At 65.9% G+C, this 15509-nt stretch carries 19 protein-coding genes and 1 tRNA gene; 10 read left to right on the top strand and 10 right to left on the bottom strand.

The features are described 5' to 3' along the window. Positions 1 to 9 precede the first annotated feature (9 nt). The 4 genes from HH310_RS27095 to HH310_RS45485 form a co-directional block, all read right to left on the bottom strand. A complete protein-coding gene (locus HH310_RS27095; RefSeq protein ID WP_169178481.1) occupies positions 10 to 1509 on the bottom strand; it encodes a serine/threonine-protein kinase in 1500 nt (499 codons plus the stop codon). A 42-nt stretch (positions 1510 to 1551) separates the two neighbouring features. Then, the gene (locus HH310_RS45490) at positions 1552 to 2010 is read right to left on the bottom strand and encodes a hypothetical protein (RefSeq protein ID WP_312034348.1); all 459 of its coding nucleotides are present in this window, start codon (positions 2008 to 2010) and stop codon (positions 1552 to 1554) included. A 43-nt stretch (positions 2011 to 2053) separates the two neighbouring features. After that, positions 2054 to 2680 (bottom strand): site-specific integrase, encoded by a 627-nt coding sequence (locus tag HH310_RS44105; RefSeq protein WP_248294455.1) that lies wholly within the window; start codon positions 2678 to 2680, stop codon positions 2054 to 2056. A 581-nt stretch (positions 2681 to 3261) separates the two neighbouring features. Further along, a complete protein-coding gene (locus HH310_RS45485) occupies positions 3262 to 3447 on the bottom strand; it encodes a helix-turn-helix domain-containing protein (protein WP_312034347.1) in 186 nt (61 codons plus the stop codon). Positions 3448 to 3726: 279 nt separating this feature from the next. Here HH310_RS45485 and HH310_RS27075 point away from each other — a divergent pair, with 279 nt between their 5' ends. Continuing rightward, entirely contained in the window at positions 3727 to 4299 is a 573-nt protein-coding gene (locus tag HH310_RS27075) for a hypothetical protein (protein ID WP_169178461.1), read from the top strand. Positions 4300 to 4501: 202 nt separating this feature from the next. Here the strand turns inward: HH310_RS27075 and HH310_RS27070 are convergent, their stop codons facing one another. The 3 genes from HH310_RS27070 to HH310_RS27060 all read right to left on the bottom strand — a co-directional run bounded on the left by HH310_RS27070 (position 4502) and on the right by HH310_RS27060 (position 6684). Further along, a complete protein-coding gene (locus tag HH310_RS27070) occupies positions 4502 to 5023 on the bottom strand; it encodes a hypothetical protein (protein ID WP_169178480.1) in 522 nt (173 codons plus the stop codon). A 96-nt stretch (positions 5024 to 5119) separates the two neighbouring features. Then, the gene (locus HH310_RS27065; RefSeq protein WP_169178479.1) at positions 5120 to 6037 is read right to left on the bottom strand and encodes a nucleotidyl transferase AbiEii/AbiGii toxin family protein; all 918 of its coding nucleotides are present in this window, start codon (positions 6035 to 6037) and stop codon (positions 5120 to 5122) included. Continuing rightward, positions 6034 to 6684: a hypothetical protein gene (locus HH310_RS27060; RefSeq protein WP_169178478.1), complete on the bottom strand. Its 651-nt coding sequence runs from the start codon at positions 6682 to 6684 to the stop codon at positions 6034 to 6036. The genes HH310_RS27065 and HH310_RS27060 overlap by 4 nt, the downstream gene beginning before the upstream one ends. A 225-nt stretch (positions 6685 to 6909) precedes the next feature. Here HH310_RS27060 and HH310_RS27055 point away from each other — a divergent pair, with 225 nt between their 5' ends. The 5 genes from HH310_RS27055 (at position 6910) to HH310_RS27035 (ending at position 9908) form a co-directional block, all read left to right on the top strand. Then, positions 6910 to 7287, top strand: coding sequence for a YbaB/EbfC family nucleoid-associated protein (locus HH310_RS27055; protein WP_312034345.1), 378 nt, complete (start codon positions 6910 to 6912; stop codon positions 7285 to 7287). Next, entirely contained in the window at positions 7284 to 7592 is a 309-nt protein-coding gene (locus tag HH310_RS27050) for a type VII secretion target (protein WP_169178477.1), read from the top strand. Before HH310_RS27055 ends, HH310_RS27050 begins: the two co-directional genes overlap by 4 nt. Beyond that, complete coding sequence (locus HH310_RS27045; protein ID WP_169178476.1) at positions 7589 to 8797, top strand: hypothetical protein; 1209 nt, start codon at positions 7589 to 7591, stop codon at positions 8795 to 8797. Before HH310_RS27050 ends, HH310_RS27045 begins: the two co-directional genes overlap by 4 nt. Positions 8798 to 8802: 5 nt before the next feature. Continuing rightward, complete coding sequence (locus HH310_RS27040; RefSeq protein WP_169178475.1) at positions 8803 to 9264, top strand: SitI3 family protein; 462 nt, start codon at positions 8803 to 8805, stop codon at positions 9262 to 9264. 254 nt (positions 9265 to 9518) lie between these two features. Continuing rightward, a complete protein-coding gene (locus tag HH310_RS27035) occupies positions 9519 to 9908 on the top strand; it encodes a hypothetical protein (protein ID WP_312034344.1) in 390 nt (129 codons plus the stop codon). 159 nt (positions 9909 to 10067) lie between these two features. Here the strand turns inward: HH310_RS27035 and HH310_RS27030 are convergent, their stop codons facing one another. Further along, positions 10068 to 10739, bottom strand: coding sequence for an SEC-C domain-containing protein (locus HH310_RS27030; protein ID WP_169178474.1), 672 nt, complete (start codon positions 10737 to 10739; stop codon positions 10068 to 10070). A gap of 145 nt (positions 10740 to 10884) precedes the next feature. Beyond that, on the bottom strand, positions 10885 to 11292 hold the full coding sequence (locus HH310_RS27025; RefSeq protein ID WP_169178473.1) for an AAA family ATPase: 408 nt from the start codon (positions 11290 to 11292) through the stop codon (positions 10885 to 10887). 281 nt (positions 11293 to 11573) lie between these two features. Between HH310_RS27025 and HH310_RS27020 the strand changes: the two genes are divergently transcribed. From HH310_RS27020 to HH310_RS27010, 3 genes are all read left to right on the top strand, one after another. Continuing rightward, positions 11574 to 11646, top strand: a tRNA-Arg gene (locus HH310_RS27020). Positions 11647 to 11806: 160 nt separating this feature from the next. Next, positions 11807 to 12334, top strand: a complete 528-nt coding sequence (locus HH310_RS27015; protein ID WP_169178472.1) for a hypothetical protein — start codon at positions 11807 to 11809, stop codon at positions 12332 to 12334. A 106-nt stretch (positions 12335 to 12440) separates the two neighbouring features. Further along, positions 12441 to 13328, top strand: coding sequence for a fructose bisphosphate aldolase (locus HH310_RS27010; protein WP_169178471.1), 888 nt, complete (start codon positions 12441 to 12443; stop codon positions 13326 to 13328). Positions 13329 to 13346: 18 nt separating this feature from the next. On the opposite strand, the gene HH310_RS27005 is transcribed toward HH310_RS27010, so the two are convergent. Further along, complete coding sequence (locus HH310_RS27005) at positions 13347 to 14111, bottom strand: alpha/beta fold hydrolase (RefSeq protein ID WP_169178470.1); 765 nt, start codon at positions 14109 to 14111, stop codon at positions 13347 to 13349. A 66-nt stretch (positions 14112 to 14177) separates the two neighbouring features. Here HH310_RS27005 and HH310_RS27000 point away from each other — a divergent pair, with 66 nt between their 5' ends. Then, entirely contained in the window at positions 14178 to 15299 is a 1122-nt protein-coding gene (locus HH310_RS27000) for a Gfo/Idh/MocA family protein (protein ID WP_169178469.1), read from the top strand. The last annotated feature ends 210 nt before the right edge of the window (positions 15300 to 15509 follow it).

Raw genomic sequence — 15509 nt, 5'->3', positions numbered from 1 at the left:
GCTGTGAGGTTAGCTTGCAAGCAGGCTCGTCAAGACGATACTGCGAGCCCGCCACCCGGCTTCATGGTAGTACGCGACAGTGTCAGGATGGCCTGCGATCTCGCGAGCGACAGCCCTAGCCGCGTCGTCGCCCAGTTCGCCTAACCACTCGAGGGTTCGCGCGCGTTGAGGTTCGTAACCCCATTTGACATCGGCGCGCATATACGCAGCTGCAACGTCCTGTATCAGCCCGTGTTCCCGTAGCTCTGCCAGGCTCCGCAGAACACCAAGCACAAAGGCTAGTGGGGTCTCGACATACTGAACGTCTCTCCCGTCCCAAGGCGATGCGTGAACGTGCTCTGCCATCAAGACCGCCAAGTGAGCCGCACGCTCGGGCTCGTCCCGGGCCCACGGCCTCATGCGCGAACTGGTCACTTGCGCAACGAAATCAAAGAAGAGGTCGTAGTTTTCCGGGTATCCTTCTGCTAACGCAATCAGTGCCCGTAGACTTTCGTCGTCTCCGAGCAGCAATTCCTCCACTAGCTTCGCCCCTCTGACAAGCGGCGGTTCAGTCCTGTGGAGGGCAACTTCGCGCAACGACTGGCCGAGGCCTGCCATTGTTTGAATTCTCCGCGTGACGTCCTGCTGCGTACTTTCTCTGACGAATTTTCGCCAGTGCAGAGTGTTCTCCTTTTGAGGGAGTAGCTGAACTCCGGGCCGCGGGTCCTTCTCGGATAGGAACCATGCTGCGACTCGACCCAAGCTGTACACATCTACGGCTGCGGTTGCTAACCTTGGGTCTTCATCTAACTCAGGGGCGTCGTACCCGGGTGTTCCCATACGCTGGCCGGTACGGGTTAACACCTTCGACATATTATTAGGGTCAACGCGAACCATGCCCCAATCGGCTAACACCCATCGGATACCGCCTGCAGAGGTTCCAGTCATCCCTAGTATGTTTTGTGGGGAGATGTCACGGTGGATTAGTTTTTGCTCGTGGGCAACATTGAGCGCATCTACAAGGTCAAAAAGAAGGGACTCTAGGTCTTCCTCATCAAGACGAGAGCGTAATGCCTTCAGCGAACCCTCGGCAATCGGCATGGCGTACCATAGGAAATCCTGGCCGTGATCCCATATTGGCATGATGTTCGGATGAGCGAGCTGCGATTGAGCTTCGATCTCTCGCTTTATTCGACCGATGGCTTCCGGTGTCGAGAAAGCACGTTTCAACGCGACTTGCTGCCCATCAGATTTCCGCTCTGCTTGCCTTACTTCCGCGTAGGTACCAATCCCCAGAGTTTTCGGCGCTAAACGGTATCGAGCTTTTACCTCGGCGCTGGGCTCTATCACGGGCATGCCGCTAGCCGACGCGAGAACATGCCGACGGGATATGTCCCATATTGGGAGTGATCCCTCCTCACCTCGGACGCATGCCAGGCCGTCCCATTGATCATCACCGGCGTTATGCGGCTCAGTAATAGCGGCGGGGACGCGCTCGCACCCGGCATAGTAGACCATCAGTTCGTCCAACGCATCTACGGCGCGAGCTGTGCCCGGGCGATCTGGACAAACTCAGACGCCGGGCTGGCTAAGAGGATGGCCGCGCGAGTCGGTGCTTGATGTCTTGCGGCGGTGTTCGGCGACCCACGCCTCAACGTCCCTGGCAGCCCAGATACGGCCGAGCTGGAGTGAGGAGAGCGGCTTGGGGAAGGTGGGGAGGTTGGTGATTTGGTGAGCGCGTTGTCTGGAAACTCCGTGTCGTCGCGTGATTTCAGCGGTGCCCATCATGCGGATGCCGGTCGGACGTGTCCAGTCGATGAAGCGTTCGAACGCCTCTGGATCGGGGCCCACGTCGAGGACGAATTCTTGGAGGTGGGACCACATCACGATACAAAGCTGGAACTGACTCTCGATGCCCTCGGCGCCTACTTTTCTAACCAGAGCTTCACGTACCGGGACGCAGGGCCAGTCCTTTCCACAGGCTCGGCAGTTCCATGTCGGCCTTGTCGGCTCATGCTCTTCAACGTCCACACACATGTCCTCTGTCGCGGTCGGTGGGTGGGTCGAGACGGACTTATGCGGCGTTTCGTCTCTTGGCCTTGATGCGTTCGGCGACGGCTCCGGCGGCTTCGTGGTGTAGTTCCTTGGCGACGCTTTGGTAGGTGTCGCGCGTGAGCGTGGTGGTGGAGTGGCCGAGTTGTTCGGAGACGACTTTGATGTCGACGCCGGCTTCGAGGGCGATCGTGGCGGCGCCATGCCGTAGGTCGTGAAGCCGGATCGGTGGGAAGCCTCCGCGTTGGACGAGGCGGCGGAAGCGTTGGGATACCGAGCTGGGGTGCCAGGCTTGGCCGTTGCGGCGGACGAAGAACATGCCGGTGTCGGGCCATGCTGGGCCGGCGGCGAGCTGCCATTTCGCACGCTGGGCTTTGTAGCTGGTGAAGAGGGCGACCGTGTCGGGGTCGAGGATGACGTCGCGGTTTCCGGCTTCGCTTTTGGGTTTCTTGTGGTGGAGGCGGCCGTCGCCGTGGACGGCGATCTGGTTGATGATGCCGATTTCGGCTTTGCGGAGGCGGACCTCGGCGTCGAGCAGGCCGCAGGTTTCGCCGCGCCGGGTGCCGCGGTAGGCCATGAGGTGCAGGTCGGGGGCTTTGATGGCGGCGTAGTCGAGGAAGCCGGCGAGCAGTTCGTCGGTCCAGACCATGACGGGGCCGGGGAGTTCGCCGGTGGCCTTCCATCGTTCGACGCGTTCGGGTTCCCAGACGATCGGTCGCTGGCCAGGTATTCGGCGAGAGTGGGAACGCCGGAGAGCGCGCCGCCCGCGCGGAGGCGCTGTCGCACGGTTTCGGCGTCGGGCAGGGTGCCGGTGGTGCGTCGGCTGGTTTGGATGACGTCGGCGATCGCGATGAGCTGTTGCTGGTTCTTCTCGGCGAGGCTGAGTAGTTGGCGTACGTGGTCGATTTCGTCCTGGGCGGCCTCGCGGTCGGCGAAGCCGGTGCTGGGCCGCAGCTGGCGTCGCTTCCCGTCGCTGGTCAAGGGGAGTTCGAGCTGGTACGCCCACTGGCCGTGGGTGGGGCTCCAGGAGCCGTTGCCACGGCGTAGTTTCGGGCATTCGTTACGAAGTGGTTTGCCGGTATCGGGATCTTTGCAGCGGCAGACCTTGAACGGGGTGTCGGTGGCCACGAGGCGCAAACTCCAAACGTACGAGGGTGTGCACCGGTTTTCGCTGGTTGCTCGACATTCACGTTCTGCTCCTCACATTGATCAAGTCGACGTGGTTGGTGGTTACGACGCGTCGCCGCTGATCGCGGGCGGCGCTTCGGCTTTCGGGTGGAGGGCGGCGATGAGGGCCGCGGTGGGGACTCGGTACTGGGTGCCGACGCGTACGAGGGGAAGGGGGAACGCGCCGCGCCGGGCCAGGCGGTAGGCGGTGTTGCGGGAGATACCGAGGAAGTGGCCAGCGGTGACCACGTCGGTGGTGGCGCCGAGTGCCTGGAGGTCTTCGAGGCTCCAGGCGGGCTTCCGGCTGTCCTGTTTGCGGTGTTGCGGGCCGGACGGTGTGCGGGTGCGGCGATGGTCGGTCAGGGCTGGCTCCCAGGGGTCGTGTGGGCGAGCTGAATCGGGGCGGTGTCGGCCGTTGTCTTGGCGTTGTCGGCCAGTTCGGAGGCATGGCGGTCGCTTGTGGCGAATGGTCCCGACATCGATGGCTATAGCGGCTTTATGCGTTGTTTCATGGGCTACGGTCGGGCTATGGATGATCGAGTTGCCGGTGGAAGCTGGGGAATCTGGCTGACCGGCGACACGCGATCGGTGCTGGAACGGCCGGAGCGGCTGCCCCGTGAGGCCGACGGCGCCGCGGATGCGGTCATCCGCGTACAGGTGCTGGGCAGGCCGGCCATCCTGAGCGTTCCCGAGGATCAGCACGTCCGGGCGTCATCAGTGGAGTTTCTGACGTATCTGATCGCGCGCGGCGGCAGCGCGGGCCAGGATGAGATCGTCGCCGATCTGATGCCCGAGTTGCCTCGGCGTACAGCAGCGCAGCGGATGCACACCTACACGTACAACCTTCGGCAGATCTTTGCCCGGCTCGGCGGCGGCAGCGACCATCTTCGGCTGCACCGGCACCGGTATGTGCTGGACCGCGCCGGCTTCGACGTTGACTTGTGGACGATGCTCGACGCCGTCGCGGATGCCGGTGCCGCACCCGACTCGCAGGCACGTCTCCTGGCATTACGCAGAGCGCTGGACTTTGCACCGGCCCGTTGTACTTGTGGCTGCGCCATTATCAGGACCTCGTACGCCGGGAGTACGTCAACGCAGTGATCTCGCTGGCCGAAAGCCTCGCCACCCCCGCCCTCGCCGTGGTGGCCGAGGAACGGCGTCACCACCCCGACGACGAACGGCTCACCGCGGTGCTGACAGCGCTCACGCCGCAGTAAGCGCCTGCTCTCAGTGCTGGGACGGGGCTGCCTTGCCTCCATGGCGGCATGACAGCCCCGACCGGCCGTACGAGGTGATGGATGGGTTACATGGTGGCGGATTCCGCCGGCCCATTTGAGCCGGCGGAGTTGTCGTGCTCGCGGGCGAAGACGCGAAGCACCCGGACAGCCTGGAGCAGGCTGGCGTGGGCACTGGCCGCGTCGCCATCGATCAGATCGTCGAGGAGTTGTTCGACGATGGCGATCACCGGCTCCGTGCGGATCACCTCGGCTGGGCTGCCGAGCAGCCACGCCTTGGCGAACCGCGTCGATTCTCCCGGCCGTGAGGTGGCCTCCTGCCCGAGATCCCGATCGGCTTCGAATCGGTCCTCGGATTCAAGCCGGCTTCGGCTGACCTGATCTTCGCGGGTAGCGGTGGCGAACACGACGAGCAGATCGACCGCGCGCCGCAGAGCAAACAGGGCCTGCGCCGCCGGAATCTGCTCGTCACGTAGCGTGGCCGCTGGCCGAGCGCTGGAAATCGCGTGGCGCCTGTACATCTTTCCGACGGTGGTTCCGCTCGCGTGCCTGAGCGCGTTGAAGACCCCTTCGAACGCGAACAGCACCACCTGTTCGAACGGCGAGCCGGCTTACTGCTGTGAGCCGCGGGCCTCACGATGATCCTTCTTCTCCGGCGTTGCCGTCCCTACGATCTACGCGCGGGGTCACTCGTTGGTCCAGGCACGAGCCGAAGGATCCCAGACGCCGGTTGCTGTCGCGTCCAGGATGGGGTCGAAAATCTGGCGTGCGAGGCCGACAGCGGTGTCGTAGTCCGGGACGGTGCCGGGGGCCTCGGCCGCGACTCTCGGGTAGCGGTTCGCCCAGACGTCGCTGGGCACCACGAATCGTGGGGGAAGTTCAATCTTGCGTATCGCCGCGTTGATGACGACCGCGGTGCGTAGTCGGTCGGCGCTGATGGTTTGCGTGCTGGCGATGATCGCGATGTCGACGAGGTCCTTGACCCGGCTGCTGTTCGCAGGCTGTCCGTCCCGGGCGTAGGTGCCGATCGTCGCGCAGAGCTTGTCGGCCAGGTGGTCAGGGATCGGAAAGACGCGATAGTGCGGCCGGACGAGACCGTCTATAGCGAGCGGCGTCAGCGGCGCGACGATGTCCGGTGCGCCTGTCATGGCCGTGCCCACCACGACATCGATGTGGAAACCGGCAAAGGACGTCGGACCGAGCCGCGCGTTGACGTGCACGCGCGCACCCTTGGCCTCCTCTTGGAGGGCAGCAATTCGGGTGATGTCGAACGCGAAATGATCGCCGATATCGGAACGGAGTGCCGTACGCAGAGCGTCAACAGCGTCGTCGACTGCAGCATCGGTGGCGTTGAAGAAGACGTCGACATCCTTGCTGTGCCGAGCTGTGGCGAGGCGGGCCAGCAGCGCTCCCGCGCCCTTGAGCACCCAACGGTCAGCGTCACGGGAGCTGAACAGCCGGGCAAGTGCCCGGTCGTAGGCGAACTGCCGCTGGAGCTCGGCGAGCGGGTAGCGCCGGTCGGTACGCGCGATCTGCCCGAAGCGTTCCTTGAGCGCCGTCCTAAACGCTGACGGCGTCTGATATTGGAACGTGGGCTCGGTCATCGGCTCGTCCCCTTGCCAGTGAGTACCCGTGCGAACTCGCCCGGGTCGGTGTGGCCGTAGGCGGTCGCGTAGGGCGCGACGATGGCGCCGAGCTCCTCATCACGCAGCAAGCCGAGCCCAATGGCATCCCGTACGACCTGCGCTATCGCAGATTCGTCCTCGCCATCGGAGAGCAGGTCAACCACGATCGCCGAGACGATGCGCACTGGAAGCCCGTCCCAGATCTCCCAGCTGTCCGGAGCGAGCTGCGACCGAACCCGGAGTTTGACGTCGGTGCGCCGTGGTCGCAGCCGGGCGGTGGTGTAGAACTCGTGTTTGTACGGAATCAGATCACCCAGTCCGCGCAGATGCGCGGCACTACGGTGGCTGATGACCAGGTTTGGCGCGGCAGTGCGTTCCTGCCACGACTGGTCGCCGCCGAGTTGGAGCCAGGCCGCGCGTAGCGGATCGAGATCGGGGTCCTCGGGTGCACCGGTGAGCCGGTACACCCGGGTGGCTTGATCGGCCAGGGCCAGCGTGCCGTCGTCGACGAGCCGGTTCAGGTCCTGCCGGGATACCTCGAGCTGGCGGACTTGTCCCGCCGTGATCATGCCCCACTGCTCGCTGGCCACGGGGCTTATCGCGGCTAGCGCAGTGCGTCTCGACATGGAGCGATCGTAACAATAGTGCGACGAACGCTCCATGTCCTTCGGCCGGCGCGGCAAGTCCGTGCCCAGAGAAAGCGCCTGCCACCCGATGGCTATCACCAGGCTAACCTCGCCGGCGCGGAGCGGTATGCGCTGCCATCGGCCGGAAGGTGGCTGGATCGGAGTCGGAGATCCAGATAGCGCGGGCTCGATAGCCTGTCGGGAGATATCGACAGGAGTGAAACCGTGGACGGTATCGAGCGGATTGATGCCTGGGAGCGGTCCATCGCCCATCGCGCCGAGCAAGCGCGTGCCTTGGCGCGGCGGGCGTCGAATTTGTCGGCGACCGCGCGCAGCCGTGACGGACTGGTTGAGGTGACCGTCGATGCGGAGGGCCAGCTCACCCGCTTGCGTCTCGATGAGCGGACTCGCCAGCAGTCCTCGGCTGCAACCGCGGACGCCATCATGCAGACCTTGCAGGCAGCCAAGGACGGACTGGTCAGACAGTTCGAGGAAGCCACAGCCGAAACGGTCGGCGCGGACAGCGAAACCGGCCGAGCCCTGAACGAGGCCATGCGCCGGCGGTTAGGACCACCCACCGAACCGACCGGCGGTCACCGGTGAGCGGGCCGGCGTTCCAGGTCGATTCGGCCGCCCTCGGCACCCACGCCGACGCGCTTCACCACGTCGGCAACGGGCTCAGCACGGCAGCAGACGCCGCACACACCGTCCAGACCGACGCTGGCGCCTACGGACAGTTATGCCAGTTCGTGCCGGCCCTTCTCAACCGGCTTCAGCAGGCGATGGTGGACGGCATGGCTACGGCGGCTACCTCGGCGCACGAAACCGCCGACGCACTGCGGTCGGTCGCCGCCGAGTACGACACCGCCGACCGCGCCTCAGCCGACAGGCTGCGAAATACCCAATGAACCCGCTCAGGTCGCCGCTCGTTGCCGTCCCAGGCGAGTCGAGCGATCCGCTGGCCGGCATCTGGATCGCCGAGGACATCGAGGCTATTCTCGACGGCGTCCGCAGCGGCAATTGGATCGACGGCACACTCGGCGCCACCTCGGCCGGACTCGACACCCTCGCCTTCGTCTCCGACCCGATCGGCGGCCTCCTGCAATACGGCGTCGCCTGGATCATCGAACACGTCAAACCCCTGACCGAAGCACTCGACTGGCTGGCCGGCGATCCGACGCAGATCTCCGCCCACGCGCAAACGTGGCGCAACATTTCCGCTGCTCTGCGGGATCGTGCAGCAGAACTCGATCACGGGGTGCGCTCGGACACCACTGACTGGGTCGGTGAGGCCGCCGACGCGTACCGAACCTGGTCCGGTCAGCAACGCGACTCCGTCGGCGCGCTGGCGACCGCGGCCGAGACGATGGCCGCGATCACCGAAGGCGCCGGAACGCTGATCGCCGCCGTACGCACGATGGTTCGCGACGCCATCGCGGTCCTTGTCTCCAGACTGATCTCGTACGCCTCGGAAATGGTCTTCACGCTCGGCCTGGCTACACCGCTGGTCGTCGAGCAGGTAAGCACCCTGTGCGCGTCCTGGGCCACCCGAATCGCTGGCTGGCTACGCGGACTCGTCCACAGCCTCGAACGTCTGCGCGGGTTGTCCGGGCGGATGGACGACGCGATAGAAGCCATCAAGACGCTCCTGACCCGCCTTCGTGGCCGTAGCGACGGCCTCACCACACCGTCCGGCACACCAGACCCAGGCCGCAAGCCGCGTGGGAATCGCACCGCCGCGCACCCAACGAGACTCAAAGAAAAGCCGCTGCGCCGAGAAAACGAATCCGCCGACGCGCTGGCCCAGAATGGCTATGACGTCGAACAAAACCCGCCGACGAAGCCCAACGGCAAGAACCCCGACTACCGTATCGAGGGCGAGTACTTCGACAACTATGCGCCGCAAACCGGCAACCTCGACAATATCCGCAAGAAGCTCAGCGAAAAGGTGTCAGAAGATCAAGCGGACCGTCTCGTGCTGAACCTGGACGACACGACGCGTTCCACGGCGGACATCGAAGGCATGCTTCGCCGCAGGCCCATCGCCGGCCTCCGCCAGATTCTCGTGGTCAAGGACGGTACGGTCGTTCCGTTCTTTCCTTTTGAAGGGTGATGAGAGTGGCCCTCGAGTACGACTGGTCCGGCGACACGGCGATAGACACCCCAGCTTTGCGGTCCTTCATCGCGACCGCGACCGGCGGTCAACCGGCTCCGGACGGCACCATCTTCCTGAACGGCATGTACGTGATGGCCAACCTGGACTCCGAGGACGACGCGAATGAGGCGATGCGCCTCTTCGGATTCGAGGACCGCTTCTGGGTCACGTTCCGATTCGCGAACCTCGCAGACGAGACCACCAAGACTCACAACACGGCGCTGATGGTGCACGTGCTCATAGCGTTCGCCCAAAGCCACAGCGGAAGCGGAGTGTTGCTGCACAACGGTGAACGGGCGGTCCTGCAATACGGAAAAGACGGCCTCATCTTCGACGCCGATTGGGAGGACTGGACCGAGAATCCTGAAGTAGCCCCGCTGCTCACACAATTCGCCAGCCGAACGCTCCCGCAACCCCTGCTGTAACAGGTTCAGCGGCGGCACCCCCGAGTCGGCGGGCTTGTCCTCCGGTGATCGTGGCCCAGGCTGTGGACGAGGAAGTCGGCGTCGACGCTAGCGCGGCGGCCATCCCAGGCCGCCAGCAGCATCCCACCCTCCCATGGATAGAAAACTGGGCTTCTCAAGCCTGAATGACAAGGGATCTATCCAGGGGATTCCGCTACCAGCGCCTCGAAGCCCAACTCCTACAAGAGCACCGGCAGTGCCAGTACGCTGAAGGCGTGGACGAGCCCGCGAAGGACGTCAGCACAAGGCGGGACGGGCGAGTGTCCGGGCCGCCGGCGGGCTACCTCCCGTACGGAGATCGAAAGCCCTACGTCGTGGCCGACACGCTCGCCTCGTTGAGCGGCCCAACCCGCGGCGTAGTCACGTTGCCGCACCACCTCGACTGGTCCGGTAAACCCGAGTACAACCTCGACCGGCCCGCGCTCTTGGCCAGCATGTACAAGGTGGTGCTCACCGAGGCAGCAACCGCCGAGGACCTGAATACCTGGCTGTCCGGCGACTTACTTCTCCGGCTCTGGCCCACACTCTGGCTACCACCACAGCTCCGGCGGCGCTGGGAGCAGCGATTCCCCGAACTCGCCGCAACTCGCATCGATCACGCATAGCACGTGGATCCGTTTCACGGACAGCCCCGAGAGCACCTGCATCGGCCGCTCCAGGATCTGGAGGACAGGGCGTACGACAGCGAGACTCCGACCCTCCAACGGCACAGGGACTCCACGCCATGACAGGTGACCAGCCTGTGGAAACACCCATCGAGAGCGTTAGTTGCGGGCTGGTGCTCCGCAACATTTCTTGTACTTACGTCCCGAATCGCACCAGCACGCCTCGTTACGCTCGGGCGGCCAGAGCCGTACCCGGTCGGGCCGCGCCTTGGCGCACCATTCGCCATAGTCTCGGCGGGTCGACGGGGCGGCCGGATCGCGTTGCTGCGCCTTCGCGTACGCCTCGTAGTCCGCAAGGCTTCCGGATATCAGGCGAACCCGGGTCGCGCCTGACTGTTCATACAAGCGGGCCTCCTGCTGGATCCGCCCGGCGTACGTCTCGTAATTGTCTCCATAGGTATTCGTCGATTCTGGCCAGCGCGAGCGGACCGCGCGGAAGTCCGCTCGAACCCACCGCAGGACGATCCCGTCGAACGCCTCCTCGTCACGGGCTGAGTAGACATCACTGCCCGGCTGGAAAGGTTCCAGCGTCTCGCGAATCGTCGCTGCGAGTTGCGCCAACGACGAGTCTGCCTCCCCTCGCGCTGCAAGATCGTCCTCGTCGAGCTCTACGCCCAGCCTCTCCCGCAGGTAGGAGCGGCTGACGAGCAGCGCGTGCCGGCGCTCCTCGACCCCCGGGTCGTCGCCGGCTTCGACCGCCCGATCCACTCCGGCCTGGCACCAATCGAGGGCCAGGTGGTCTTGACCGGCGTCGGACAGCATCTCAGTCATGTCATCGAAAACTCGCACAGTTCCCAGGCCGCTGGGTTGGTCGTCCAGTTCTGCCCGCAGGGCACGCTGGACCTCGTCCGCTTCCTGATCACGATGCAGCTCGTAGAGCTGCTCCGCGATGCCGACCTGAGCGTCCCTGCCGACCTCACCGCCAAACCCCGCGGCCTGGCGGAACAGCTCCAGCGCCCTGTGCCCGGCGAGCGCGCGGCGGCAGTTGACGGATGGCGGGGAATCCGGAGCGCACGATCTCCTCGGCGTAGTCGACCAGGTTCAGCGCAGTGCTTCCGCCCACGGCCGGCCGCCGTCCGGTGAGCAGTTCCCCAAGGCTGACCGTCGGCTCGGCCAGGGCCCGCTCGGCAAGGCTCATCGGTCGCACCCGGAGCTGGACGATGCGCCCGGCTCCGGAATGTGTCGGCGCGGACGTGGGGGTGGCGCTGCCGGTCAACAGGAACCGGGCTGGTGCGGGACTACGGTCGACGCTGCGCCGTACAAAGTCCCAGACTGCCGGTTCGCGCTGCCACTCGTCGACGAGGACCGGCCCCTGGGCGCGCACGAACGATCGCTCGCTCCCTCGCGAACATCAAGTCGACCGCGCAAAGACTGAGCGAGACACAAACGCCCCGGATTTGCTCGGCGAGTGGATAGGAGCCGAGATCAGTGATGGGCACCCGCGGTCACCGCTGGGCAACCAGTTACGGGTGTGCCCGCAATTTCTCCGCCTGTCCTCCGACCAGCGACGACCCCGCCCGAACGGACCGGACGGCACCCGTAGGCACCCGACGGGACGCCCGGGCACTCGTGAGAACCCCCAGCTAGGTACGATATGGGGCGCACGCCCTCGTAGCTCAGGGGATAGAGCATCGGTTTCCTAAACCGTGTGTCGTAGGTTCGATTCCTACCGGGGGCACTCCTTTACCAGGGCAAACGCCTCTGTCGGCTGCTGCAAAGCTGCCCAGCGGCGGGCGCCCAGGCGCCACGCGGCGACGCCGACCGTGAGCTGATGCACACAGCGCCTGCGGACGAGCAAGGTTCGCGCACACTCTGAGTGGCGTCCGTACGATGCGACCATGACGCCGCCGTGGCCGCTTCGGAACTATGCGCTGGTCCTCGCCGCGTCCACGGCCCTGGGAGTCGCGGCGTGGTTTCTTCCCGATGCGCTGCGGGTTTGGGCCGCGGTCGGTGCCCTTGCCCTCGCGGTGCTGGCGATTGTGGACGCGCTCGACATGGTTCGGATGCTCACCGAGTGGCTTACGCGTGACCGGACGCGGGCGATCCACATCGAACTCGGTGGCGACTCTCTTGAGCTCGGCTCGGTGCCGCGCGAGGAGCAGGCGGCGCTCATCGAGGCCTTCCTCGCCAAGCTCGACGAACGTCTCGGACACCTGCCCTCGGCCGCCGACGTCGAGCGAGGCCAGGCGCGGACACGCGAGTCACTCGTCACGGCGATCGATGTTCTGACCGGGGAGATGAACGCCCTGCGGGACCAGCTCCGGGCCGAGGAGATCCGGGCCCGGCGGTCGAGCATCCTGAGCTTCTGGGGCCGGGTCGCCATCTCGATCCCGATCGGCGTCCTGATCAACATCGCGACCGGGTGAGGAAACCGCAAAACCACGCTTGACCAGGTCAAACGCGAGAGCGCCGAAACGAATTCTAGATCTTCCCCACATTGTCGATTTGTGGTATTGGTGCCAAGCTTGGCCAATGGATCAGGAGCAGTGGGCGCGGATCGCGGACGGCTCTGGTTTCCTCGCCGCGCTCGATCAGAGTGGGGGCAGCACGCCCAAGGCGCTGCGGCTCTACGGTGTGCCCGAGACGGCCTACTCGACCGACGCCGAGATGTTTGACCTCATGCACGAGTTCCGGGAGCGGATCATCACCGCTCCGCCCTTCGACGGTTCGCGGGTGCTCGGGGCGATTCTCTTCGAGCAGACCATGGGGCGCGACGTCGCGGGCATCGCCACCCCGACGTACCTCTGGGAGCGCCGCCACGTCGTCCCGTTCGTCAAGGTCGATGAGGGGCTCGCCGAGGAGAAGGACGGCGTGCAGCTCATGAAGCCGTTCACCAAGCTGGGCTCGGTGCTGGAGCGGGCCGGCAACCACGGCGTCTTCGGGACCAAGATGCGGTCGTTCATCCGCGCCGCCGACCGGGCCGGGATCGCTGCGGTGCTCGACCAGCAGTTCGCGTACGCCGCGGAGATCCTCGACGCCGGCCTGGTGCCGATTCTGGAGCCCGAGGTCGACATCACGATCTCGGACAAGGCGGACGCCGAGGAGCTGCTCAAACGGGGCATCCTGGAGCGGCTGCCGTCGATCGACGAGGGGCGTCGGGTGATGCTGAAGCTGTCGATCCCCAGCGAGGACGACTTCTACGGCGAGCTGATCACGCATCCCAAGGTGCTGCGCGTGGTCGCGCTCTCCGGCGGCTACTCCCAGCGGGACGCCGACGCCCGGCTGGCCCGCAACCACCACCTGATCGCCAGCTTCTCGCGGGCGCTGACCGAGGGCCTGCGCCGCGACCAGACCGACGACGACTTCGACGAGACGCTGGACGCCTCGATCGCGAACATCTATCAGGCCTCGAAGAGCTAGCGCGGCAAGAAGAAAGAGCTAGCGCAGGAAGAAGTCGGCCAGCAGCGGCGCCAGGAAAGCCGGATCGGCGACGTGCCCCTGCCCGGTGATCACCAGCCGCGTGGCGTCCGGCAACGCGTCGACCGCCATATCCGCGGCCTCCTCGAAAAGGGCGCCGGTCGCCACCAGCACCGGCGCCTTGACCCGCGCCAGCATGCGCACCGGCACACCCCCGTCGCCGAGGCAGGCCGCGTCGTAGGCCAGCGTCGGCGCCAGCCGTTCCAGCCCCGGCCACACGGGCGCCTGCCGGGCCGCCGCGATGTCCGCGTCCGGGGCGCCGGCCAGCCGCATGAACAGCTCGACTGCCGCGCCGTGCTGTCCCGATTTCAGCAAGACCGCAAGTTCCCTCCCGTACGCCTGGAACGCCGTCACCATCGAAGAGCTCGTCATATACGGGACTTCATAGACGGCGACCCGCTCGACCGGCAGCCCGGCCGCGGCCGCGTGCAACGCCAGCGCCCCACCCGACGAAGCCCCGAACAGGTGCACCGCCCGGCCGGCCACCGAGATCAGGGCGCCCAGGTCTTCGATCTCGCGCGCGACGGCGTACGGGAGGGTGTCTTCGCTCCGGCCCCGGCCCCGGCGGGCGTAGTTGTAGACCGTGGACCTGTCCGCGAGCAGGGGCATCAACGGCGCGTTCTCGGCACCGTCGTCAAGCCCGCCGCCGACCAGGATCAGCGGCGGCCCGGTACCGGCCGTGGCGTACCACAGCGAAGTTCCGTCCGTCGATGTCACGCGGGCCATGAATGAGAAGCCTAGAACACGTACCGTTGCTATTGGCTCACCGGGCGTCGCCCGTACGATCGGGGAATGATCGGGATCGGGGTCGTGGGCTTCGGCTGGATGGGACGGGTGCACGCGCAGGCGTACGCACGGGTGCGGCACCACTATCCGGACGCCCTACGGCCGGAGTTCATCGCGGTGGCCGACGACGTGCCGGGCCGGGCGGAGGCGGCCGCCGAGCTGTTCGGGTTCAGCACCGCCACCGACGACTGGCGGCAACTCGTCGACGACCCGCGGATCCAGGCGGTCAGCATCACGGCGCCGAACTTCCTGCATCGCGAGATGGGTGCGGCGTTCGCGAGCGCGGGCAAGCACATCTGGATCGAGAAGCCGGTGGGTTTGACAGCGGACGACGCCCGCGCGATCGTCGGCGACGTTCAGGTCACGGTCGGCTTCAACTATCGCAACGCACCCGCCGTCGAAAAAGCCCGAGACATCGTGAAAAATGGGGAAATCGGGGTGCCGACGCATGCTCGCTTCCGGCTGCTCAGCGACTACGCGGCCCACCCGGAAGGCGCGCTGAGCTGGCGTTTCGAACGCGACCGCGGCGGCAACGGCGTCCTTGGCGACCTGGGCTCGCACGGCGTGGACCTCGTCCGATACCTGTTAGGCGAGATCGACGAGCTCATCGCGGACACGGCGATCTTCATCCCGGAACGCCCCCGCCCGCTGGCCGCGACCGAGGGCCACCAGCGCGGCGGCGGCGCGGTCGGCCTGGTCGAGAACGACGACTACCTCGGCTGCCTGATGCGCCTGACCAGCGGCGCCCGCGTCACCCTCGACTGCAGCCGGGTGGCCGTGGGCGAGCAGAACAGCTACGGCTTCGAGATCCACGGCACCCACGGCGCCCTGTACTGGGACTTCCGCCGCATGGGCGAATTGGTCCTCAGCACCGGAACGTCCTACCAGGACGAACCCAACCGCACCATCCACGTCGGCCCGCACGACGGCGAGTTCGGCTCGTTCCAGCCCGGCGCCGGAATCCCGATGAGCTTCGACGACCTCAAGGTGATCGAGGCGCACCGCTTCCTGCTCTCCATTGCCGACAACAAGCCACACGGCGCGACCCTGACCGACGCGATCCGCAGCGCCGAGGCGCTGGACGCGATGACCCGCTCGGTCAAGACAGGTTCCTGGGTCAAGCTATAAGAGGTGCCACGCAACTGTGGCCGCAAGCCTTTGGCTGCGGGGCCGCGGCCGCATCGCCGGGTATCCCGCCTCGGCGTTGGGGATCATGCCGCACATGTAGAAGTGGCCTGGCCCTAGCCGCCGGACGCGCGCCCCTGCACGATGACGTGATCGGGCGTCACTCGGTCCCACTATGTGGGCGACAGCCACCACGTTCTGGACTTTCCCGCG

Origin of the sequence: Actinoplanes sp. TBRC 11911 (genome assembly GCF_012933445.1) — a bacterium.
In the GTDB taxonomy this organism is placed as follows: domain Bacteria; phylum Actinomycetota; class Actinomycetes; order Mycobacteriales; family Micromonosporaceae; genus Actinoplanes.
The sequence above is the reverse complement of the archived record's forward strand: the minus strand, read 5'-3'. Positions and strand labels throughout refer to the sequence as shown.